17 protein-coding genes and 1 pseudogene are annotated in these 22,790 nt (G+C 61.5%); 11 read left to right on the forward strand and 7 right to left on the reverse strand.

What is annotated here, in order from left to right; genetic code table 11:
- The first annotated feature begins 121 nt into the window (after positions 1–121).
- Positions 122–1,528, forward strand: a complete 1,407-nt coding sequence (locus WBB95_RS09585; RefSeq protein WP_424487367.1) for an amino acid permease — start codon at positions 122–124, stop codon at positions 1,526–1,528.
- Here the strand turns inward: WBB95_RS09585 and WBB95_RS09590 are convergent.
- Positions 1,474–2,370 carry a LysR substrate-binding domain-containing protein gene (locus WBB95_RS09590; protein WP_424487368.1) on the reverse strand — a complete coding sequence of 299 codons (897 nt, stop codon included), beginning with the start codon at positions 2,368–2,370 and terminating at the stop codon, positions 1,474–1,476. The two genes, WBB95_RS09585 and WBB95_RS09590, sit on opposite strands and share 55 nt — an antisense overlap.
- 186 nt (positions 2,371–2,556) lie before the next feature.
- On the opposite strand from WBB95_RS09590, the gene WBB95_RS09595 reads away from it, so the two are divergent.
- The 5 genes from WBB95_RS09595 to WBB95_RS09615 all read left to right on the forward strand — a co-directional run bounded on the left by WBB95_RS09595 (position 2,557) and on the right by WBB95_RS09615 (position 7,629).
- Positions 2,557–3,321 (forward strand): sulfite exporter TauE/SafE family protein, encoded by a 765-nt coding sequence (locus WBB95_RS09595; protein WP_424487369.1) that lies wholly within the window; start codon positions 2,557–2,559, stop codon positions 3,319–3,321.
- Between the two features lie 122 nt (positions 3,322–3,443).
- Positions 3,444–4,034 carry an NAD(P)H-dependent oxidoreductase gene (locus WBB95_RS09600; RefSeq protein ID WP_424487370.1) on the forward strand — a complete coding sequence of 197 codons (591 nt, stop codon included), beginning with the start codon at positions 3,444–3,446 and terminating at the stop codon, positions 4,032–4,034.
- Between the two features lie 30 nt (positions 4,035–4,064).
- On the forward strand, positions 4,065–4,961 hold the full coding sequence (locus WBB95_RS09605; RefSeq protein WP_424487371.1) for a LysR substrate-binding domain-containing protein: 897 nt from the start codon (positions 4,065–4,067) through the stop codon (positions 4,959–4,961).
- 121 nt (positions 4,962–5,082) lie between these two features.
- Complete coding sequence (locus WBB95_RS09610; protein WP_424487372.1) at positions 5,083–5,976, forward strand: NAD-dependent epimerase/dehydratase family protein; 894 nt, start codon at positions 5,083–5,085, stop codon at positions 5,974–5,976.
- A gap of 207 nt (positions 5,977–6,183) precedes the next feature.
- The gene (locus WBB95_RS09615) at positions 6,184–7,629 is read left to right on the forward strand and encodes a SulP family inorganic anion transporter (protein ID WP_424487373.1); all 1,446 of its coding nucleotides are present in this window, start codon (positions 6,184–6,186) and stop codon (positions 7,627–7,629) included.
- A gap of 69 nt (positions 7,630–7,698) precedes the next feature.
- On the opposite strand, the gene WBB95_RS09620 is transcribed toward WBB95_RS09615, so the two are convergent.
- A complete protein-coding gene (locus tag WBB95_RS09620; protein WP_424487374.1) occupies positions 7,699–8,091 on the reverse strand; it encodes a lysozyme inhibitor LprI family protein in 393 nt (130 codons plus the stop codon).
- Positions 8,092–8,339: 248 nt separating this feature from the next.
- Here WBB95_RS09620 and WBB95_RS09625 point away from each other — a divergent pair, with 248 nt between their 5' ends.
- The 4 genes from WBB95_RS09625 (at position 8,340) to WBB95_RS09640 (ending at position 12,507) form a co-directional block, all read left to right on the forward strand.
- Positions 8,340–9,689, forward strand: a complete 1,350-nt coding sequence (locus WBB95_RS09625; RefSeq protein WP_424487375.1) for a gluconate:H+ symporter — start codon at positions 8,340–8,342, stop codon at positions 9,687–9,689.
- 26 nt (positions 9,690–9,715) lie between these two features.
- Positions 9,716–10,576 (forward strand): MurR/RpiR family transcriptional regulator, encoded by an 861-nt coding sequence (locus tag WBB95_RS09630; RefSeq protein ID WP_424487376.1) that lies wholly within the window; start codon positions 9,716–9,718, stop codon positions 10,574–10,576.
- A 1-nt stretch (position 10,577) separates the two neighbouring features.
- Entirely contained in the window at positions 10,578–12,044 is a 1,467-nt protein-coding gene (locus WBB95_RS09635) for an N-acyl-D-amino-acid deacylase family protein (protein WP_424487377.1), read from the forward strand.
- Between the two features lie 94 nt (positions 12,045–12,138).
- On the forward strand, positions 12,139–12,507 hold the full coding sequence (locus WBB95_RS09640) for a glyoxalase superfamily protein (RefSeq protein WP_424487378.1): 369 nt from the start codon (positions 12,139–12,141) through the stop codon (positions 12,505–12,507).
- 637 nt (positions 12,508–13,144) lie between these two features.
- Here the strand turns inward: WBB95_RS09640 and WBB95_RS09645 are convergent.
- The 3 genes and pseudogenes from WBB95_RS09645 to WBB95_RS09655 all read right to left on the reverse strand — a co-directional run bounded on the left by WBB95_RS09645 (position 13,145) and on the right by WBB95_RS09655 (position 20,953).
- A complete protein-coding gene (locus WBB95_RS09645; RefSeq protein ID WP_395611318.1) occupies positions 13,145–14,008 on the reverse strand; it encodes a methyl-accepting chemotaxis protein in 864 nt (287 codons plus the stop codon).
- A pseudogene (locus WBB95_RS09650) lies at positions 14,000–15,064 on the reverse strand (methyl-accepting chemotaxis protein); the annotation flags it as partial. The gene WBB95_RS09645 and the pseudogene WBB95_RS09650, both read right to left, overlap by 9 nt.
- Before the next feature lie 171 nt (positions 15,065–15,235).
- Positions 15,236–20,953, reverse strand: coding sequence for a membrane-targeted effector domain-containing toxin (locus tag WBB95_RS09655; RefSeq protein WP_424487379.1), 5,718 nt, complete (start codon positions 20,951–20,953; stop codon positions 15,236–15,238).
- 199 nt (positions 20,954–21,152) lie between these two features.
- Here WBB95_RS09655 and WBB95_RS09660 point away from each other — a divergent pair, with 199 nt between their 5' ends.
- Positions 21,153–21,770 carry an FKBP-type peptidyl-prolyl cis-trans isomerase gene (locus WBB95_RS09660; protein ID WP_424487380.1) on the forward strand — a complete coding sequence of 206 codons (618 nt, stop codon included), beginning with the start codon at positions 21,153–21,155 and terminating at the stop codon, positions 21,768–21,770.
- Positions 21,771–21,917: 147 nt separating this feature from the next.
- Here WBB95_RS09660 and WBB95_RS09665 read toward each other — a convergent pair whose 3' ends face one another.
- Entirely contained in the window at positions 21,918–22,175 is a 258-nt protein-coding gene (locus tag WBB95_RS09665) for a hypothetical protein (RefSeq protein ID WP_056858344.1), read from the reverse strand.
- A 160-nt stretch (positions 22,176–22,335) separates the two neighbouring features.
- The gene (locus WBB95_RS09670) at positions 22,336–22,677 is read right to left on the reverse strand and encodes a zinc ribbon domain-containing protein YjdM (protein WP_017735022.1); all 342 of its coding nucleotides are present in this window, start codon (positions 22,675–22,677) and stop codon (positions 22,336–22,338) included.
- Positions 22,678–22,790: the final 113 nt, after the last annotated feature.

Consider the following 22,790-nt stretch of genomic DNA (forward strand, 5'->3'; position numbering starts at 1 on the left):
GCGGTAGATCAGCCAGTACATGTGTCGACTGACCCTCCGCCTTCGCGAGCAAGCCCGCTCCCACAGGGGACCTGCGTCAATTTCCAAGCTGTGCAACCACAATAATAAAGGGGCACACCACGTGACCACGCCAGACAACGGCTTTGCAGAGATCACTCACCGCGAACTGGGCCTGCGGCGCCAGCTCACGTCCGGCCAGATGAGCATGATCGCCATCGGGGGCGCCATCGGCACCGGGCTGTTCATGGGCAGCGCCTATGCCATCGGCTATGCCGGGCCCAGTGTGCTGGTGAGCTACGCCATCGGCGCGTTGATCACCTTGCTGTTGATGGGCTGCCTGGCGGAGATGACGGTGGCGCATTCCACCTCCGGCTCGTTTGGCGCCTATGCCGAGTTCTACATCAGCCCGCTGGCCGGGTTCCTGGTGCGCTACGCCTACTGGGCGGCGATTGTGCTGGCGGTAGGCGCGGAGGTCACGGCGGTGGCGATGTACATGAAGTACTGGTTCGCCAACGTGCCGGAGTGGGTGTGGATCGTGTCGTTTTCCAGTGTGTTGATCGCGCTCAATGCGATCAGCGTGAAGACCTTCGGCAACTTCGAATACTGGTTCTCGACGATCAAGATCACCGCCATCGTCGGCTTCATCATCCTCGCGGCATACGTGGTGTTCGGCTCCGGCAACCCGCAATACGGCGTGCAGAATTACACGGCCCACGACGGCTTTTTCCCCCATGGCCTGAGCGGTATGTGGATCGCGGTAATCGTGTCGATCTTCAGCTACTTGAGCGTGGAAATGATCGCGGTGGCCGCCGGTGAAGCCGCCGACCCGGAGCAGGCGGTCAAGAAAGCCTTTCGCGCGACCATCGTGCGGCTGGTGGTGTTTTACCTGCTGACCCTGGCGCTGATGCTCGCCATCGTGCCGTGGAACCAGGCCGGGCAAACGCAGAGCCCGTTCGTCACGGTGATGCAGACCATCGGCATTCCCGGTGCTACCGGGGTGATGAACTTTGTGATCCTGATCGCCGCATTGTCGGCCATGAACAGCCAGCTCTATATCACCACGCGCATGATGTTCAGCCTGTCGCGTGCAGGGTTTGCGCCCACGTCCATGGGCGCGCTGAGCAAGAGCGGTATCCCGCTGAATGCGCTGCTGTTGTCCAGCTCCGGCATTGCCTTGGCTACGCTGCTTAACGTGGTGTACCCGGAAAGCTCGTTCACCTTGATGATGGCGATCTCGATGTTCGGCGCGATCTTCACCTGGTTCATGATCTTCCTCACGCACCTGTTCTTCCGCCGCTATCGCAAGCGCCATGGCGGGGCGAAGCTGTCGTTCCAGCTGCGCCTGTTTCCCTACAGCACCTTGCTGGGCCTGGTGCTGATGGGCGCGGTGATGATCACTACGTATTTCACCGAGGCGTTCAAGATGACATTGGTGTTCGGCGTGCCATTCCTGCTGATGCTGTCGGCGGTGTATTACGGGTTTTTCCGCAAGGGCAGGGCCAGGGCCTCGAACAAGGCGTTGGCGTAACCGGGCAGTTGTTCGAAGGATCGGGCACATAGCAGCAGGGTTCGGCAGGCCCAGTCTTCCGTCAGGGGCTGGGCCTTGAAGCGCTGCGCTGACGGCCAGCGGTCCAGTGCCGCCTGGGGCACGATGCCCAGGCCTGCGCCTCTGGCGACCATGCGAATCAGCCCATCAAACCCCTCGGCGCGAATACGCGTTTGCAAGCGAAAACCCGCGTGCAGCGCCTGCTCTTCCAGGTACACCGCCAACGCGCTGTTGGCGGCCAGGCCCACGTAATCGTATTGCAGGCTGTGGATAAAACTCACAGTGCCCGTCGCCAACGGATGATCGAGCGGCATGATCAGCACCAGCGGGTCGTCGCGAAACGGCAGGGTCTGCAAGCCGTGGGTGTCCACCGCGTCGGAAATAATCCCTAGGTCTGCCGTGCCTTGGCGCAACGCCTGGGTGATGCGCAGGCTCGGCAATTCCTGCAGGTCGATATCGAGGTTGGGGTTTTCGCGCAGAAAGTCTGCCAGCAACTCCGGCAGGTATTCGCTGAGCGCCGTGGTGTTGCACAGCAGGCGCACCTGACCTTTGACGCCGTTGGCGTACTCCGCGAGGTCCTGCTGCAGGTGTTCGGCTTGTTGCAACAGCAGGCGCGCATGGCGGGCCAAGGCCTTGCCGGCGGGCGTGGGCGTGACACCCCGGCGGCCGCGTTCGAGAAACTCAATGCCTGACGAGGCTTCCATCGCACGGATGCGGGCGCTGGCGGCGGCCAGGGACAGATGGCTGCGCGCTGCGCCGGCGGTGATGTTGCCGGTGTCGAGGATGTGCAGGTAGAGGCGCAGGTCGATCAGGTCAAAGTGCATGGGAGCTTTCCGGTGACTGGGCGGGCTTCTTCGCGGGCAAGCCCGCTCCCACCTTTTGATGTGTGAATACAGTCAAGGTGGGAGTTGGCTTGCCTGCGAAAGCGGCATCAGCCTCATTCAAAACAAGAGGCTGACTCAGTATATGACGAATTTTCGACCGCATCGAAAAGCCCCACACTCCCTCCCATGAATACCTTCCTAGCGTTCTACCAACACCTCGGCCCCAGCCTGACCCTGCTGGTGGTCGGCACCTTTCTACTGGCCGGCACCGTCAAGGGCGTCATCGGCCTGGGCTTGCCCACCGTCGCCATGGGCATGCTCGGCCTGGCTATGCTCCCGGCGCAGGCTGCGGCGTTGCTGATCATTCCTTCGACGGTGACCAACCTCTGGCAACTGGCTTTCGGCGGCCACCTGAGCGCGTTGATCAAACGCCTATGGCCGATGCTGCTGCTGATTTTTCTCGGCACCGGGCTCGGCACGCTGTGGCTGGGCATGGAGGGCGGGCATTGGGTGGTGCGCGCCTTGGGCGCGGCGTTGCTGGTGTATGCACTGAGCGGATTATTCCTGCCCACATTCAAGGTCAAGCCTGCTGCTGAACGCTGGCTGGGGCCGCTGTGTGGCGTGGTCACCGGCGTGATCACCTCGGCCACCGGCGTGTTCGTGATTCCGGCGGTGCCGTATCTTCAGGCGCTGGGCTTGACGCGCGACCAGTTGGTGCAGGCGCTTGGGCTGTCGTTTACCGTGTCGACGCTGGCGCTGGCCGCCGGGCTGGCCTGGCGCGGCACCTTGGGTGGCGGCGAAATCAATGCGTCCTTGCTGGCACTGTTCCCCGCGCTGCTGGGGATGTGGCTGGGCCAGAAACTGCGCCAACGCATCAGTGCAACGCTGTTCAAGCGGGTGTTTTTTATCGGCATGGCGCTGTTGGGTGGCCATTTATTGATAGGCGGCTAATGCAAGAGTGCGGCGTTATTCGTGCATTTTGGTCAAATGTATTTTGCCGAACCGCTGCTTATTCCCGGGGTTGAATGTCGATAGCCTGCCGGCAGACATTTTTAACCCTCTGGATTCCCCCCATGAAAAAAGTCCTTTTGCTCAACGGCGGCAAGCAGTTCGCCCACTCCGACGGCCGCTACAACAGCACCCTGCACGACGCTGCCGTGGCCGTGCTGGACCGTGCGGGCATCGACGTCAAAGTCACCCACATCGACGAAGGCTACGACGTGGCCGAAGAAGTCGCGAAATACCTCTGGGCCGACGTGGTCATCTACCAGATGCCCGGCTGGTGGATGGGCGCGCCCTGGATCGTGAAGAAATACATCGACGAAGTGTTCACCGAAGGTCATGGCAGCCTGTACGCCAGCGACGGCCGCACCCGCTCCGATGCGTCGCAGAAATACGGCAGCGGCGGCCTCATCCAGGGCAAGCAGTACATGCTGTCTTTGACCTGGAACGCTCCGCAGCAAGCTTTCGATGACCCGACCGACTTCTTTGAAGCCAAGGGCGTAGACGCGGTGTACTTCCCGTTCCACAAAGCCAACGAGTTCCTCGGCATGACCGGCCTGCCGACCTTCCTGTGCGTGGACGTGATGAAACGCCCGGCCATCGAGACTGACGTGGCGCGCTACGAACAGCATCTGGCGCAGGTGTTCAAATTCTCGGTGTAAGCTGCCAGCAACCGATAAAGAGGACAGCCCGTGAAAGCCCGATCCGATGAGCTACAGATTTTCGTCAGTGTGATTGAGTGCGGCTCGATTTCGGCGGCGGCGGAACAGGTCGGGCAAACGCCGTCGGCGGTCAGCCGCACCTTGTCGCGGCTGGAAGCCAAGCTCGACACCACGCTGATCAACCGCACCACGCGGCGCATGGACCTGACCGAGGAGGGCAAGTACTTTTTCGAGCAGGCCAAGGTGATCCTGGCGCAGATGGAAGAACTCGAAGAACGCCTGTCATCACGCCAGAAAAAACCTGCCGGACGGCTGCGCATCAATGCCGCCGTGCCGTTCATGCTGCACGGGATCGTGCCGTACATCGCCGAGTTTCGCAGCCTGTACCCGGAGATCCAGCTGGAGCTGAACAGCGATGACCTGATCATCGACCTGCTGGAACAGAGCACCGACATCGCGATCCGCATCGGCGTCCTGGCCGACTCCACGCTGCACGCCCGTTCGCTGGGTTGTACGCCCCTGCATATCCTCGCCAGCCCCGACTACCTCAAGCACTACGGCACACCGTCGACGGTCGCCGAGTTGGCGGACCACACGTTGCTGGGCTTCACCCAGACCGAAACCCTTAACCATTGGCCATTGCGGCATGTGGAAGGCGACCGTTGGCTGATCCAGCCGAGCATCGCCGCCTCCAGTGGCGAAACCCTGCGCCAGCTGGCGCTGGAAGGGCAGGGCATTTGCTGCCTGTCGAACTTCATGACGGTCGAAGACATCAACGCCGGGCGTCTGGTGCCGGTGCTGGAGGCGTTCAACAGTGGGTATCGCCAACCGATCCACGCGGTGTTCTACCGCAACTCGCAGTTGGCGTTGCGCATCCAGTGCTTCCTGGACTTCATTCAGACCAAGCTGGCGCGGTATGCCTGCTGATTCGTGACCTGCGCGCAAGATTGAATTGGGCAACAGGGTCTTATTCGCCGGGAGCAGCCCCGTCATCATTGGGGCATACATCGAGTCGCACCCATCACTTACCCCGTCAGGAGAACACTCCATGAACGTATTCGTTACCGGCGCAGCAGGTTTTATCGGCGGTTCCATCGCCACCGGCCTGGTCAAGGCTGGCCACACCGTCACCGGCCTGGTGCGCAGCGCCGAGCAAGCGGCTGAAATGACCGCCCTGGGCATCACGCCCGTCATCGGCACCCTCGACGATGCCGCCGTGTTGACCGAGCAGGCTTCGAAGGCCGATGCCGTCATCAACGCCGCCAGCAGCGACCATCGCTCTGCGGTCGAGACCTTGCTGGCGGCCTTGAAGGGTTCCAACAAGCCGTTCCTGCACACCAGTGGTTCGAGCATCGTCGGTGATGCGTCGGGCGGCAAGGCCAGCGATGTCATCTACTTTGAAGACAACCTGCCGGTGCCGACCGTCGACAAGGCTGCGCGTGTGGCTATCGACAACCTGATCCTCGCGGCCGCCAACGACGGCGTGAACGCGGCGGTGATCTGCAACACCCTGATTTACGGCCACAGCCTGGGCGTGAAGCGCGACAGCGTGCAATTGCCGCGACTGCTCAAGCAGGCGCGCAAAAGCGGTGTGGTGCGCCATGTGGGCACCGGGCAGAACATCTGGTCCAACGTGCACATCGAAGACGTGGTGGCGCTGTACCTGCTGGCACTTGAGAAGAATGTACCGGGCACTTTCTACTTCGTGGAAAGCGGTGAAGCGGCGTTTGTCGACATGACCACCGCCATCGCCGAAGCGCTGAAACTGGGCAAGCCGCAGGACTGGCCATTGGCGGACGCTGAAGCTGAGTGGGGCTATGAAATGGCCAACTATGGCCTGGGCTCCAACAGCCGCGTGCGCGGCAAGCATGCGCGTGAATTGCTGGGTTGGGCGCCGAAGCGTACGTCCGTCGTTGAGTGGATTCGCAACGAGATGGTGTGATGTTCGCTTGATACCGAGGCGCTGCCATCGCGGGCAAGCCCGGCTCCCGCCTTGACCGAGTTGTTCAAGCAATACTCGGTCAAGGTGGGAGCTGGCTTGCCTGCGATGGGGGCCACGCGGTCTACCTGACCTGACACTTCACTGGCCCCACCCGCCGCAATTCCGTACCATCCCCCGCCTAATCCCCCGCATTACCCTGGTACTTCAATGAACCTCACCCGTCTGCGCGCCGATGCCTTGGCCGGACTCACCACGTCGTTTGCCTTGCTGCCCGAATGCATCGCCTTTGCCTTGGTCGCCCACCTCAACCCACTGATGGGCCTTTACGGCGCATTTATCATTTGCACGCTCACCGCATTATTCGGCGGCCGGCCCGGCATGGTGTCCGGTGCGGCGGGGTCGATGGCGGTGGTGATCGTCGCGCTGGTGGTGCAACACGGCGTCGAATACTTGCTGGCGACGGTGCTGTTGGGCGGCTTGATCATGATCACCTTTGGTGTGCTGCGTCTGGGCAAGCTGGTGCGCATGGTGCCGCACTCGGTGATGCTCGGTTTCGTCAACGGCCTGGCAATCATCATTGCGCTGGCGCAGTTGGAGCACTTTAAAAGCGGTGACACCTGGCTCAGCGGTACGCCGCTGTATGTAATGACCGGCCTGGTGGCGGTGACCATGGCGATTGTCTACCTGCTGCCACGCTTGACCCGTGCCGTGCCGCCGGCGCTGGTGGCCATTCTCGGCGTCGGCCTGGCGGTGTACCTGCTCGGCCTGCCGACCCGCACCCTGGGCGACATGGCGCACATCGCCGGTGGCCTGCCGACGTTCGCGCTGCCGCAGATTCCCTGGACCCTGGAAACCCTCGGCATCATCGCGCCCTACGCGTTCCTGATGGCGATGGTCGGCCTGCTGGAAACCCTGTTGACCCTGAACCTCACCGACGAAATCACCGAGACCCGTGGCTACCCCGACCGCGAAAGCGTGGCCCTGGGCGCGGCGAATATGGTCTCGGGCCTGTTCGGCGGCATGGGCGGTTGCGCGATGATCGGGCAAACCGTGATCAACCTCAGCTCCGGCGGGCGCGGGCGCTTCTCCGGGGTGTTTGCGGGGGTGATGATCCTGTTGTTCATTCTGTTCTTGTCGCCGCTGATCGAGCGAATTCCGCTGGCGGCGTTGGTGGGGGTGATGTTCGTGGTGTCGCAGCAGACCTTCGCCTGGGCGTCGTTGCGGGTGATTAACAAAGTGCCGCTCAATGACGTGCTGGTGATTCTCGCAGTGACGGTGATCACGGTGTTCACCGACCTGGCCACCGCGGTGCTGTGCGGCATTGTGATTGCGGCGCTGAATTTTGCCTGGCAACAGGCCCGCGAGCTGTACGCCGATGAGCATCTGGAAGCCGACGGCAGCAAGCTCTATCGCCTGCACGGCACGCTGTTCTTTGCCTCGACCACGCCGTTTCTGAATCAATTCGACCCGGCCAATGACCCGGCCCAGGTGACGCTCGATTGCCGTCACCTGAGCTTTGTCGACTATTCGGCGATTGCCGCGCTGATGACCCTGCGCGAGCGTTACAGCAAGGCCGGCAAGCACCTGCGCGTGCTGCATCTGTCGGAGCGCTGCAAGAAGTTGCTCAAGCGCGCGAAGGTGCATCACGACTGAGCTGTGGTGTGCCCGCGAGTCAGCGTCATCGTTGACGGTTTTTCGCGGGCAAGCCCGCTCCCACAGGGGTCATGGCCCGACCAGGTCTTCGAGTTCCTGGGCGCGGGTCTGGGTCATGTCCAGCACGCAGCCGGAGCCGTTGATTTGGTCGATGGTGCCGCCGGTGGCTGACCCGGCGAAGCCGCAATTGGCGTCGCGGTATTTGATCCACAGGCGCTGAACATCCTGCAATTGCTGCTTGCGCGCGCCTTCCTGGGCGGCGAGGGCGGTTTTGTACGCTTTATTCAGGCGCTCATCCTGCACCTTGGCTTCCTTGGCGTTGCAATTGACCATGTCGGCCGTGGTGTTGGCGCCGTCCATGCACTTCTTGAGCGCCGGGTTATCGGCGGCTGAAGCGCTGCCGGCAAAGGCGAGCAGCAGCGCGCCGGCGGCGAAAGGAACAAGCAGGGCTTTACGATTCATGGCTGGGTTTTCCTGGTGGTGAGTAGGAACGCAATCTGAGACTCGGCCTCGGCAGTTGAGTTTCCACGCGCAAAAAACTTCATGTAAATACACCCCCCGAATTTTCATCGGCTGGCGCCTGGCATATCCCCACGCGACAACGCTTATCTGTGCGCGAAAATTACTTTCATAAAAATTGAAAATACTGCCCGGTAATGATTTATGAGTTTCACAACAGATTCGACGTGACCCTTTCCGAGGAGTACCGCATGGCCGCATCACCGGGCTTTGGGCTATTGGCATACGCTGCCATCGCCATCATTGCATTGATCGTGCTGATCGCACGTTACCGACTCAACCCGTTTATCGTCATCACCCTGGTGTCGATTGGTTTGGCACTGATGGCCGGCATGCCGGCGGACACCATCATGGGGTCCTACGAGGCGGGCGTCGGCAAGACCCTCGGGCACATTGCCCTGGTGGTGGCGCTGGGCACCATGCTCGGCAAGATGATGGCCGAATCCGGCGGCGCCGAGCAGGTGGCGCGCACGCTGATCAACCGTTTCGGCGAGCGCAACGCGCATTGGGCGATGGTCTGTATCGCGTTCCTGGTCGGGCTGCCGCTGTTTTTCGAAGTCGGTTTTGTGTTGCTGGTGCCGATTGCGTTTACCGTGGCGCGGCGGGTGGGCGTGTCGATCCTGATGGTCGGTTTGCCGATGGTCGCCGGTCTGTCGGTGGTGCACGCGCTGGTGCCGCCGCACCCGGCGGCAATGATGGCGGTGCTGGCGTACAACGCGTCAGTGGGGCAGACCGTGCTGTATGCGATTCTGATCGGCATCCCGACGGCGATCATCGCCGGCCCGCTGTACGCCAAGTTCATCGTGCCGCGCATTCACTTGCCGGCGGAAAACCCGCTGGAACGCCAGTTTATCGACCGCGAGCCGCGTACCCGTCTGCCGAGCTTTGCGCTGACCATGGGCACCATCCTGTTGCCGGTGGTGCTGATGATGATCGGCGGCTGGGCCAACGTGATCTCCACACCGGGCACCGGTTTCAACCAGTTCCTCCTGTTTATCGGCAACTCGGTGATCGCGCTGCTGGTGGCCACCCTGGTGAGCTTCTATACGCTGGGCCTGGCCCAGGGTTTCAACCGTGAGTCGATCCTCAAATTCACCAATGAATGCCTGGCGCCGACCGCCAGCATTACCTTGCTGGTAGGCGCGGGCGGTGGGTTGAATCGCATCCTCGTGGACGCGGGCGTCACCAACGAAATCCTGGGCTTGGCCCATGCCTTCCATCTCTCGCCGCTGGTGATGGGCTGGCTGTTCGCCGCGCTGATGCGGATCGCCACGGGCTCGGCCACGGTGGCCATGACCACCGCGTCAGGCGTGGTTGCGCCGGTCGCCATGGGCCTGGGTTATCCACACCCGGAATTGCTGGTGCTGGCCACCGGCGCGGGCTCGGTGATTTTTTCCCACGTGAACGACGGCGGCTTCTGGCTGATCAAGGAATACTTCAATATGACGGTGGTCCAGACCTTCAAGACCTGGACCGTGCTGGAGACCCTTATTTCAGTGGTCGCCTTCGCGCTCACCTATGGCCTTTCACTGTTGTTATGAGCCTCAATCTGTAACCCGGAGCCCCCATGGACATCCTCTACCAGATCCGCGCCCGCCAGGATTCCTTCAGCGCTGGCGAAGGGCGTATCGCCAAGCTGATGCTTGACGATGTGGGCTTCGCCGCCTCGGCCAGCCTGGAAGCGTTGTCCCAACGGGCCGAAGTCAGCACGGCGACCCTGTCGCGGTTTGCGCGCAGTGTGGGGTGCCGCGATTTGCGTGACCTGCGCCTGCAATTGGCGCAGGCCAGCGGCGTGGGCAGCCGCTTTCTGGACCCGGCGGGGTTGCCGGAACAGTCGGCATTTCATCGGCAAATTCTTGGGGATATCGAGGCGACGCTGCGTCAGCACTTGTCAGGGTTCAACCAGGCGAGCTTTGCCGATGCGGTCAATGTACTGGGCAAGGCGCGGATGATTCACGCGTTCGGCATGGGCGGCCCGTCGAGCCTGTGCAGTGAAGAGTTGCAGGTGCGACTGGTGCGCCTGGGCTACCCGATTGCCGCCTGCCGCGACCCGGTGATGATGCGTGTCACGGCCGCGACGCTGGGCCCTGAGCATGCGCTGATCGTGTGTTCGTTGACCGGTATCACGCCGGAGTTGTTGGACGTGGTGAAACTGGCGCGCAACTACGATGCGCCCATCGTCGCCATCACCCTGGCCGGCTCACCGCTGGCCCAGCTGGCGGATGTATTGCTGCCGCTGCAACCGGCCGAAACCAGTTTTATCTACAAGCCCACCGCGGCACGCTACGGAATGCTGTTGGCCATCGACCTGCTCGCCACCGAGCTGGCGCTGGCCCTGCCGGACGACAACCAGGAACGCCTGCGCCGGATCAAGCTGGCCCTGGACGATTATCGCGGCGGCCCTGACAGCCTGCCGCTTGGAGATTGATATGAAGTACGACACGCTGATTCGCCAGGCACTGATCATTGATGGCAGCAACACCCCTGGCTATGTCGCCGACGTGGGGTTGCGCGCGGGGCGTATCGAGACGATCGGCGATTTGTCGGCGGCGACTGCCGAGCATGAAGTTCACGCCAGCGGCCGCGTGTTGGCGCCAGGGTTTATCGACGTGCACACCCACGATGACACGGTGGTGATCCGCCACCCGCAGATGCTGCCCAAGCTCAGCCAGGGCGTGACCACGGTGATCGTCGGCAACTGCGGCATCAGCGCTTCACCGGTGAGTTTGCGCAGCGACCCGCCAGACCCGATGAACCTGCTGGGCACGCGTGAGGCGTTCACGTATCCACGGTTTGCCGACTACCGCGGCGCAGTGGAAGACGCTCACCCGGCGGTGAATGTCGCGGCATTGATCGGCCACACAGCGCTGCGCAGCAACCATATGGACGACTTGCACCGCACGGCCACGCCGTCAGAAATCGCAGCAATGCGCGTGCAATTGCAGGAAAGCCTCGAAGCCGGTGCCCTCGGTTTATCCACAGGCCTGGCGTACGCAAGTGCGTTCAATGCCGAGACCGATGAAGTGTTGCAACTGAGTGAAGAACTGACGGCGTTCGGCGCGGTGTACACGACCCATCTGCGCAGCGAATTCGAACCAGTGCTGGAGGCGATGGACGAGGCGTTCCTGATCGGCCGACACGCCAAGGTGCCGGTGATCATTTCTCATCTCAAATGTGCCGGCGCGGGGAATTGGGGGCGCAGCCCGCAGTTGCTGGCGTCGCTGGAACGGGCGGCAAAAACCCACCCGGTGGGGTGTGATTGCTACCCGTATGCGGCGAGTTCTTCGACCCTGGACCTGAAGCAAGTCACTGATGCATTTCGCATCACCATCACCTGGTCGACGCCGCAGCCGGAAATGGGCGGGCGCGACTTGCAGGATATTGCTGCTGAGTGGGACGTTTCGCTGATGGACGCCGCACGTCGCCTGCAACCGGCGGGGGCGGTGTATTACGGGATGGATGAAGCGGACGTGCGGCGCATCCTCGCGCATCCTTTGTCGATGGTGGGCTCGGACGGGTTGCCCGAAGACCCGTTTCCACACCCGCGATTGTGGGGGGCGTTTCCACGGGTGCTGGGGCATTTCAGCCGGGATGTGGGGTTGTTCCCGCTGCACACCGCCGTGCACAAAATGACCGGCTTGTCGGCGGCACGGTTTGGGCTATCCGAGCGGGGCGAGATTCGCGAAGGGCACTGGGCTGACCTGGTGTTGTTCGACCCGCTACGGGTGCGCGATGTGGCCGATTTCAACGCGCCGCAACGCGCGGCCGAAGGCATTGATGGCGTGTGGGTCAACGGGGTGTTGAGCTACAGCGAAGGGCAGGCCAATGGTCAGCGGCCGGGCCGGTTTTTGGCGCGCAGCGGGGATTTGCGCGGCGGGTTCGGTGCCCGTCAGTAGACCGAGGTAGCGTTCAGCTTGCCTGCGATTGCGGTCTGCCATTCAACACGGAAAAACCTCTATAGTTGGGTTTTTCAGACATGGAAGCGGACACATGCACTTAGGAAAAGTCACCCCCATCTTGCGGATTTTCGACGAGGCCAAGGCGTTGGAGTTCTACGTCGAGTTCCTCGGGTTCAAGGTGGACTGGCAGCACCGCTTCGAGGCGAATTTCCCGTTGTATCTGCAGGTGTCGTTGGGCGAATGCATGCTGCATTTGTCCGAGCACCATGGCGATGCGTCGCCGGGCACGGCGGTGCGGATTCAGGCGCAAGGCGTGGACGCGTATCAGCAGCACTTGCTGGCCAAGGATTATCGGTATGCCAAGCCCGGGGTTGAAGAAACGCCATGGGGCTCGCGGGAGATGAGCATCAGCGATCCGTTTGGGAATCGGCTGGTGTTTGTTGAGGAAAGCGCGGGCTGAGCGGTAAATCGCAGGCAATAAAAAACCGCCTTAGTAGGGCGGTTTTTTTGCAATCCCAACGCTGCTTGGGAGTGCGATCTCAAAGATGCATTGACCTGCAGGCGAATACTACCGTTGGGCTTATCATCACGCAAGATTGAATACGGGTGGATTTCAGCCATTTCCGACGCTTTCCGGGTGCCGATTTCCCTGCAAAAGCTTGCAATAGATCTCCTGATCGATACTGGATATTTAACCACTGCTTGTCACACCTTCAAGCGACGTTTTGGTTAGGCTCTTCCCCGTTCTGCGTTTGTCGCTTTTAGGTGCGCCGGGTACGCGCGCGAATTTCTTGGACTGATCGCCACGGGCTAGTAATCCGTGCCGGATTCATGCGGGAAGCCCACTAACCCGGCCGCCTCAAAGATGCATTGACCTGCATCTGAAGGCTCACATGTTCCGGTAAGTGCGCTGGAGGTTAGGCCCAACTCTTTTGGAGGGCCGAGTATGTCCAAGCTTGCACGACGTACGTGGAACCTCGTAGTGAATGCCCTGCGTGTTTACCACGTATGGGTATTCCTGCGGGACAGCTTCGATGACCTGTAAGGTCTGAGAAGTGGGCCGCCCCGGCTTGAACCGGGGCGGCTTTTTTGGTTTTTTAGACCCGGAAATGGCTGACCATCTGCTGCAGCTGGCTGCCCAGGCGTGCCAGTTCCACACTCGACTTGGCCGTCTCGTCACTCGCCGTTGCGGTCTGCTCCGACACATCACGCACATTCACGATGCTGCGGCTGATCTCTTCGGCCACGGCGCTTTGCTGCTCGGCCGCTGCTGCAATCTGCTGGTTCATCGACTGGATATTCGACACCGTGCGGGTGATGTTTTCCAGCGACACACCGGCCTTGCGCGTCAGCTCGACGCTACTGTCGGTGAGGCTGCGACTGTTATTCATCACCGCGGCGACTTGCTGGGTGCCGTTCTGCAAACCGGCGACCAGGCCTTCGATTTCTTCGGTGGATTTTTGTGTGCGCTGGGCCAGGCCACGCACTTCGTCCGCCACCACGGCAAACCCGCGCCCGGCTTCACCGGCACGCGCCGCTTCGATCGCCGCGTTGAGCGCCAGCAGGTTGGTCTGTTCGGCCACGGCCTTGATCACGTCCATCACGCTGCCGATCTTGTTGCTCTCTTGTTGCAGGTGCGTCATGGCGTCGGTGGAACGTGCCACTTCGGCGGCCAGGCGTTCGATCTGGGCGATGGCTTCGGCCACCACTTTGTCACCCGCGCGGGCTTGGCCATCGGCATCGGCCGCGGCCAGTGACGCCTGCTCGGCGTTGCGCGCCACTTCCTGCACGGTCGCGGTCATTTCATGCATCGCCGTGGCGACTTGATCGGTCTCGATCTTCTGGCTGTTGACGCCGGCGCTGGTCTGCTCGGTCACGGCCGACAGCTCTTCGGCCGCGCTGGCGATCTGGGTGACGCCGTCACGAATGCCGCTGATCAGTTCGCGCAACGTGGTGCCCATGCGCTGGATGCCTTGTTGCAGCACGCCCAGTTCGTCACGACGGGTGACCTGGAGGGTGTGGCTCAGGTCGCCGGAAGCGATGCGTTCCACCACGGCCAGGGTGTCTTGGATAGGGCGCGTGATCTGGCGGGTGATGACCAGTGCGGCGATGACGCCAACCAGCAAGGCCAGCAATGTGCTGATCAATTGCAGGCTGCGGGCCTGGGCGCTTTCGGCGTCGCGGCGATCAAGCTGGATGTCGTAGAGCTTGTCGCTGATGGTGACGATATCGCCGCCTTGGGTGGTCATTTCAGCGCGGGCGCTGACGATGTTGGCATTGGCCGCCTTGTAGCTCTGTACGGCGCTGCGATAGGCACCGAGTGCGGTTTCCAGCGAGGACAAGGCGCTTTGCTGGCTGCTGCCAAAGGCGGCGCTGAGGCCTTTCAAGCCACTGATGGCTTTCTCGATCTGTGCTGCGGCGCGGGCTTCGGTCTCTGCATTGACGTTGTTGGTGTAGCCACGCACTTCGTAGCGCGCCAACTGGAAATCTTCCTTGGCGTGCGTCACCGCCTGGTACTGGGTGAAGCGCTCCGGGCTGTCGGCCATCTGCTGCACGCTGGTGTCCAGTGCGTCGATCTGTGCATTGGCGATATCCGCCTTGTCGCCCATGACTTGGCGCGCATTGCTGCCGTTGCGGTAGGCCTCGCGCATTTTGTTCAGGGACTGTTGATAGGCCGTAATGACAGTCTTCTGCTGGTTGAGCAGCTTGAGGTTTTCCGGGCTCTTGAAGCTGTCCAGCAGCTTCTGTTGCTGGGCGGCGAAGGCGTCGAGGCTGGTCTGTACGTTCTGTGCTACAGCCTCGTCGCCGTTGGCCAGCATGTATTGCAGGCGCACGATGCGCAGCTTGGTCAATGAGGCGTTGAGCTGGGTGATATCGCTCATCCAGTTGCTGCGGTCGATCAGGCTGCCCAGGCTGGTCCAGCCAGTGAGTGCCAGGATCGAGGTGAGGACCAGTACCAGGCCAAATCCCAGGCCCAGTTTGAGGTTGACGCTAATGTTGCCGAACCAGCTGTTCATCGAATGCTCCGCAAAGGTGATGTCGGTCTGCTGGACGGTGTTGTTGTTTGAGCCAGCCAAAGTATGTAGATCGGTATCGGCGGCGAGACGTGAATCTGAAATTTTTTTTAAGGTGGCTGATGAGTGGCAAACCCCGCCCGAGCATCGGGCGGGGTCTTGAGACAGTAGCGGTCAGCTCACTTGGCGCAAGCCCATGCCCCTGGGTGGGTGGGCTTTGAGCACTTCGATCAGTTGTGACAGGTAGCGGAAACGAAGGTCTTTGAGCCCTTCCCAGCGCTCAATGAAAAATTGGCCGCTGTCGTCGATCTGGATCGGCGTAGTCACGATTTCATTGCTGCGTGAGAAGTGCAGCAGGCGAGCCTCGGAGGCGGTCGGGTGTTCGATGAGAAAGTGCCCCGGCTCCCTCAGTTGGGAGCGGTTGGGCAAGGGCGTGAGGCGGAGGTTTTTTTTGCCGGGGACGCCCGTCTCGATTTTGAAGTCACTGTGCAAGGCGACGCCCTGATCCTCCTCGACAAGCTCCCATGAGCCTCTGTGCAGCGGCCTGGCCAGCTCGGGGGCGGTATCGCGCACGTGCAGGCTGACGGCATCCTGCAACTGGACGATGCCCGGCACTCCCAGGTGCATGTCTGTGTGCATGCTGCCCATGAACGCCACCCACTTGTGCGGCCCTTGCACGAGTTGGTCGGCCTTGATCACTTCATTGGCGAAATAATTGAACAGCTGGAGACGGGCGTCCAGGTCGTTGATCCCTTTGACGTGGTAACTCGCGGTGCAGTCCAGTGCGCGAATTCGTATGCCGTGTTTATTGGCAGCCTTGAGCACCTGGGTGAATGTGTACGGGCCGCGGTAATCGAGCATGTGCCCACGGTCGAGGTTGCCCAGGTAGTTCTCCAGGATCGGCGGCATTTTCAGGCTGCTGTGAAAGGTATCCAGCGCTTCCTGATGCAGGTCGGTGAACAGGTGTTCCATGTAGAGGGTTTTCACACCGTGTTTTTTCAGTTGCTTCATGGAATCGATCAGCAGGCGTTTACTGGACTGAGCCGAGTGCCCCTCACCGACCACCAGCCCGAGTTTTTGCGCATACACCCGCTCAAATAACGCCTGTTCAGTGCTCGCTTTGGCGATGTCGGCCAAGGAGCCGCGTTGCGCCAATGTGAGGTCAGCGAAAAAGGCCTTGGCGCGGGTTCGCAAGCGTTCACGGATCTGGCTGAACGTATTCAAGGCGGTTACATCTTTTCCGGTGGCGTGGGAGTAGTGAACGTCCAGGCCGCGACTGCCCATCCTCATGCGGTCGATGTCCAGGCGAAGAGCGTCGGGGATGTCGAACTCGGCGAAATGGGTGGCTGTTACCGCAGGTATCGAAGCAGTGCTCGGTCTGCGCAGCGCTGCATGGGCGGTCGGTATAGCCAGGCGGTAGTCGCCCCTTGATTGTGCGTGGCTCGCTGTATCGGGCCAGAGGCCGGTGGGTTGGCCCGGGCCCGCATCCTCAATGCGCAACGCCAGGGTGTTTTGCAGGTCTGCGAGCCCTGCGGCGTGCTCGTAGGTGCCTAGCCGGTTCGATTCAACCAGGGCCAACCAACCTTCACCGGAGGTGTTTTTCAGACTGTGTTCAAGGACAGTGTGTGAATAAACATTGCGCAATTTGCTGCTGCGCGGGATGAGCGCCGGCCCCTCGCCCAACGCCAGCAGATGTTCCATATGATACGAGGCGGCTGCGTCCAGCCCGTCCAGGGTGATGTTCAATCGATAGGCTTGAAGTACCAGTTTTCGATAGGTGAACGGCGCTTGCTGCGTGAGCCCCAGGCTTTCGTCCACCTGGGCCAGATGACGTTCAATCTGCTCCAGGGCCTTGGCCTTGTTGCCTGGCAGTTGGTTATTGAGAATCCTCAGTTTGCGATGAAACAGGTCCCGGGGCAGGTTCTCGATGTACAGGCGTTTGAGCCCTTGTTCGGCGAGTGCGGGGAGTTGCTCGATCAATAGCTGTTTGCTGGCGATGGAGTCGTTGTTCGCGCCGATAATCAGCCGTTTGTCGCGGTTGAACAGGGTGATGAGGATGTCGGCGTGCGTCGCGTCGGTGGCCAGTACCGGCGCTGGAGGCCTTGGGGCAGGCGCCGGCCGGGCGCTGAAAAACGTGTCGGTGTGATGGTTGAGTTGCTCGACTTGCCGGCTATAGGCCCGGCGCAGGGGTTCTACTTGTGAATGGGCATTGCTCTGGGCGCCGGCACCGAATTCTTCGCTGATGCCCTGCAGACGTTCTCTGAACTGCGGGTCGAGCAGCGCGCGCAGTGTCTTGGCTTGATCCGGTGCCACGTCGAAGCGCTCCAGCGGGCTGCTTTCATCGGCCACCAATTGCTCATATTTTTTACGCCCGCCACCGGCCACGCCACTGCGCACCCACTGGCCGTCGACGTTCTGACTGACCAGGCGGGCGGTCGAATGCAATTGGCCGGTGGTCGGGTCCTGGCGATACAGCAAATAACGACCCAGGGCCTCCGGGCTTTGGGTTGCCCACAAGGGCTGCCCGTCGAACAATAGGGCTTGCATGCCTTCTGGCTTGAGGTTGTCGAGTGGGCTGATCAGGGCACTGTGCGAGGCTTGCGGGCCGGCGTGCAGCAGGGGGCGTAGCGTTTTCATTGCGCCCCGGAGCGCCGGTCGAACATCGAACAGCACCGCCCCACCGACGTTGGCCAGGTAGCCGATGTAGTGGTCCAGGGCGCTATTTCGATCGTTCTGGTGGTAGGCATTCAAGGCCAGCATGGCGTCCTTGAACGCGAGCAAACCGCCCAAGGTCAGGCTGAGCGTCGGAAACGGCATGGTCGCCACGGCGGTCACCCATTCGACACAGGTCCACAGGATGCCAGTGATCATCTGCGTGCGGTTGACCGTAGTGGCCTGCACGTCGTCGATCTTGCGCTGCAGGTGCATGGTGTGGAACTCGTGCCGCAGGTCGGTCAGGGGCGTGATGTGGCTGATGCCGTCGTGCCGGGCAGGGCTGGGTGTCGTGCGGTTGATGTCGCTGGGTAAACCGTCGCTGGCGTTTTGCAAAAACAGCCTGACCCGGGCCATGGACGGCAGCGGCACGCGCGCGCACCAGTACGGGAGCATGCCTTCTGCCTTTTTCAGCAGGTAGTTGAAGAGCTTGGCTTCACGAAACCCGATGCCATCCGGCGCGCCGGGGGTGTACAGCAGCTGCGCATTCGCGCCATGGCTGAACAGGTAATTGCCGATCACCCAATCGCCGTCGATAAACAGCCGATGGACTTTGTAAGTGTTACGCGTGGCGCTGTCGGTGGCCGACAGGCTGTCGATGGCCCGTTCAAGCCACGCCAGGTCAACGCTGGCGATATGCCCTTGAAGCCGTGATTCCAGCGCAGCGCTTTTCATCTGCAACTGCTGAATTGCCAGGACGGCATTACGCCGCTCGGCGTAGCCTGGGCTTTCACTGCTTTGCAGGCGCTGGCGGACTTCATCGCAATACCGCGCGCCGATCCATCGGCCGGTGACGGAGCTCGCGACCTTTTGTGCCGTCAAGGGGCTCAGGTCGACACCGTCAGGCCCACGGAAGGTGGCAGAGGTGGAAAACGTTTCGCTGAGAAAACCGATGCCATCCTCGTAGCCGTCGCGGTACAGGGTCGTGTAGGAAACCGGCAGTGGCGGGCTGCCGATCAGGGGTTTAGGTGCGTAGGCGAAGACGCTGTCCGGGTCGACGTCATTCTCACGACGCCCCAAGAGTGTGTTCAGGCTAAGCGTGGCGCGTTGGTGCAGGTAGCGTTCGAAACTCGGGAAGTTGGCTTCGGCATCTGGCCTGGCGTTGTAGATGCGCAGAGCGCCGTCTGCATCGTCGCTCAGGCGAGCCAGGCTCTCGCGGTCAGCCGGTGAGGCGGAGCGGTACCAGGCAGGCGAGCCCAACTCATAATCATCCAATTGCAGCGCCAGCCGGTGCGACGCCATGGCGTCCAGGCAGTCGGCATGGTTGCAGGGTTTGCCGAAGGTCACCTCCAGATGCTCTTCGGCATCGGGACGCAAGCTGATCCCCTGCATGAATGTGTTCATTTTCGGCCGGAAGCGCAGGGGCACCTGTTCCAGCAGGTAATCGCGCAGTGTGCGGCCGTTGATGCGAGACGTGCTGTCGAGCCAGCCGATGATGTGGGTCTGGCATTCGCGCAGGCTGTCGAAGGCGAAAAATTGCTGGGCACTGGGCGCGTCCGGCGTACACAGCAGCAGGCGCTTGACCTGGCCGTTGGCATCGTCGTCTCGCAATAGCCACACGTCGTTGAGTTGTGCGCCGTGGAGCATCACGGTTTGTGCACAGAGCTGCGGGCGCGGACGGTCTCGCAGCTGTTCAAACAGCTGCAAATCTGCCGCGGTCAGGTGGTTTTGAAGGCTGGCGATGTAGGCCATGGCAACCAGCCGCCGGTCAAAGAAGTCGCGCGCCGCCTGCTTGACGTGCGGGCTGCCCAGCGCGGATTTTTGGGTGTTGGCGAAGTCCAGGCGCGGTTGCAGGTCGCGCAGCAGGGTGATGACATTTTGCGCAGTGAGACCGGCATGGTGCTCGCCGAGTGACGCACCGGCGTAGGTCAGTGTGCTGTCGTCGAGAAAGGCCGAGCCTGCCGTGCTGTCCCCCGGGTGCAGGCCACGCAGGGCCAGGTCCACCAGCGAGCGTCGTTGGTCATACGTGCCGACCTGCGGCACGCTGCGGCGGGTGGTGATGTGCAGCAGGTCAGGGTCCAGGTCATGAATGTCCAGCTCATCGGCCAGTTGCTCGGCCCATTGGTGCCGAGCCAGGGCCTGCGGTGTTGCTGCCGGGCCGAACAGGTCGAGGAACGCCTGGCGGGCTTGATTGTAGCGCTGCAGGTGTTGGTGGAGGGTTTCACGCCTGGCATCGCCGGCGCTGCGGTACCAGTCCGGCAAGGCGTTATAGACCGTGCGTTCAAGCAGGCGCTGGGCCCTGAAATCCAGGCGCAGCGTGAGGTCGGGCAGGGCGGCGTCCACGGCGTTGTCGAGGTGCTGCTTGAGCTGTGCGGCGTCGAGTTGGCTGTTTTCGGCGAGGCTCAGGGCATGGGTGATGTCGAGTTCACGCTTGTCGAGCAGGGCTTGGTATGCCTGCTCGAACACGGGTTCGCCCTCGACAGGCTGCAAGCCCAGCGGCCACAGGTCGAGAGGTTGCAGATGCTGGTAGGCGACGGGCAAATGCCGATTGAATTCTGTACGCCCGGAAGGCTGGGCCATGACGGCTTTCAGGCTCAGGTCGAGTTGTTGCAGGGAGTCGAAGGCCTCCAGGCCTCGCGAGGGCGTGAACAACAGCACCGGGCCGACGGGTTGCGTGGTGTCCAGGCTGTCAACGACAGGGCTGGCTTGCCGTGTCAGCACGAAGGCGCCGGCGAAGGCCACTGTCTGCTCCTGGTAGGTGAAGGTCAGCGCGTACATGCCGGGGCGCAAGGATGGCCCGCGGGAGCTGTCTTCCAGCATGAGCAGGTCGGCGGGGGACAGCAGGTAGTCGCTGACGTTGAGCCGGGTTTCCTGTTCCAGGGCGCTGATGCCGGCGGTGAACGTCAGGTAAGTCTTGCGACTTTGGCCTTCGACCGTGCTGGTTTCATCCAGGTCCTGCAGATTTTTGTTCAGGCTTTGTTTCAGTTGCCCTAGCACGTTTTGGTCGCTGGCCTGTGTCAGGTCGGCCTGCTCCAGGCCTTGATACAGGGCGCGGGCCTTGGCTGCGAATGCGCCGTTAATGCGCTTGAGGGCGGTGTTGAGCCCCTCCAGTGCCAATCGCTCCTGCGTGAGGGTGACAGGCTGTTTGCTGTAGGCGCGCAGCGTTGGGTCTATCTCCAGCAGATGGGCGTGGATCTGGTTAAGCGTGGGTATGGCATGACGGGTGTTCGGCGTACTCATTGGCACGGCCCCAAGGGTGATGGGTTGAACCACCAGCATGGAGAGGGGCGGGCAGGGGGCGGTGGTAGATAGGTATGCCCGGGTGCTCATCAACGTCCAGTGTTGTGTGCTAGTCTGCTGGCCCTTTTAGTTCTGGATGACACGGAAAACGCGGCCTTTGTGCGGCTTTTTCACTGCCTTCCTACAGCGGAGCACCTTCATGTCCGAAGTTAATCTGTCCACCGACGAAACCCGCGTCAGCTACGGTATTGGCCGTCAACTGGGCGACCAACTGCGCGACAACCCGCCGCCGGGCGTGAGCATCGACGCCATCCTGGCAGGCCTGACCGACGCTTTCGACGGTAAGCCAAGCCGCGTTGACCAAGAGCAAATGGCTGCCAGCTTCAAAGTGATCCGCGAAATCATGCAAGCCGAAGCCGCTGCCAATGCTGAAGCCGCTGCTGGCGAAGGCCTGGCCTTCCTGGCTGACAACGCCAAGCGTGATGGCATCACCACCCTGGCTTCCGGCCTGCAATTTGAAGTGCTGACTGCCGGCAGCGGCGCGAAGCCGACCCGCGAAGATCAAGTGCGTACCCATTACCATGGCACCCTGATCGACGGCACTGTGTTCGACAGCTCCTACGAGCGTGGCCAGCCTGCAGAATTCCCGGTAGGCGGCGTGATCGCCGGCTGGACCGAAGCCCTGCAACTGATGAATGCCGGCAGCAAATGGCGTCTGTACGTGCCGAGCGAACTGGCTTACGGCGCTCAAGGCGTTGGCAGCATCCCGCCGCACAGCGTTCTGGTGTTCGACGTCGAGCTGCTCGACGTTCTGTAAGGCCCGATAGCACTGGCGCCAGCTTCATGTGGGAGCTGGCTTGCCTGCGATAGCATCACCTCGGTAGCGGGTTGGACCGAGTCGTCTGCATCGCGGGCAAGCCCGGCTCCCACAGGAAGCCAGCGTTTTCAGGTTTTTCGCGATCGCTCATGGGTGAAACTTGCCATTGAGCTCCGTGGCCGGGCGCAACGCTCGGGCGTAACAGAACAGAAACAGGTTACGCACCACTTCCTTCAGCACTCCAGGCTCACTGGAACTCAGGCCATTGACGTCCAAGTCTCCTTGGTCCTGTAATTCGCTCAGCGCTTCTTCTTCCAGCACAGCACAGACTTCCCCGGTTTCCCGATGCAGGATTCGCAGGTAAGGGTGTGGGCGGTCCAGCCAGGCATCGATCAAATACGTCATGGTTCATTCTCCTTGATGGGTTTCAATGAGAATAATTCTTATTCGTAGAATAGCAAGTGCCTATTGGCGGTTTCCTGAGTTTTCTGTGTGGTTATTGCGTTCGATCAACAGAGAGGGCGAAGCGCCATCCCGCGGCGGGCGCGGGATGGGAGTAGCCGATTCAGACTTTGCGCACGAACTCGGACTTGAGTTTCATCGGGCCGATACCGTCGATCTTGCAGTCGATATCGTGGTCGCCGTCGCACAGGCGGATGTTCTTGACCTTGGTGCCGACCTTGACCACCAGGGACGTGCCCTTGACCTTGAGGTCTTTGATCACGGTGATGGTGTCGCCGTCCTGCAGGACGTTGCCCACAGAGTCTTTCTTCACGGTTTCATCGCCGGCCGCTTCGGTCTCGCCATTGGCGGACCACTCATGGGCGCATTCCGGGCAGATCAGCTGGGCGCCGTCTTCGTAGGTGTATTCGGAATTGCATTTTGGGCAGGGTGGCAACGTGCTCACTAAAGCTCCTTGAGAGTCAGGATGGCTAAAAGTCGCACATTATATAGGGTTTTGTGGCCGGGGCGGGGAGGTGAGTTGGTAATGAAGTCCAAATGTGGGAGCGGGCTTGCTCG

The sequence above is a fragment of the Pseudomonas sp. genome (genome assembly GCF_049645325.1).
Classification (GTDB): domain Bacteria; phylum Pseudomonadota; class Gammaproteobacteria; order Pseudomonadales; family Pseudomonadaceae; genus Aquipseudomonas.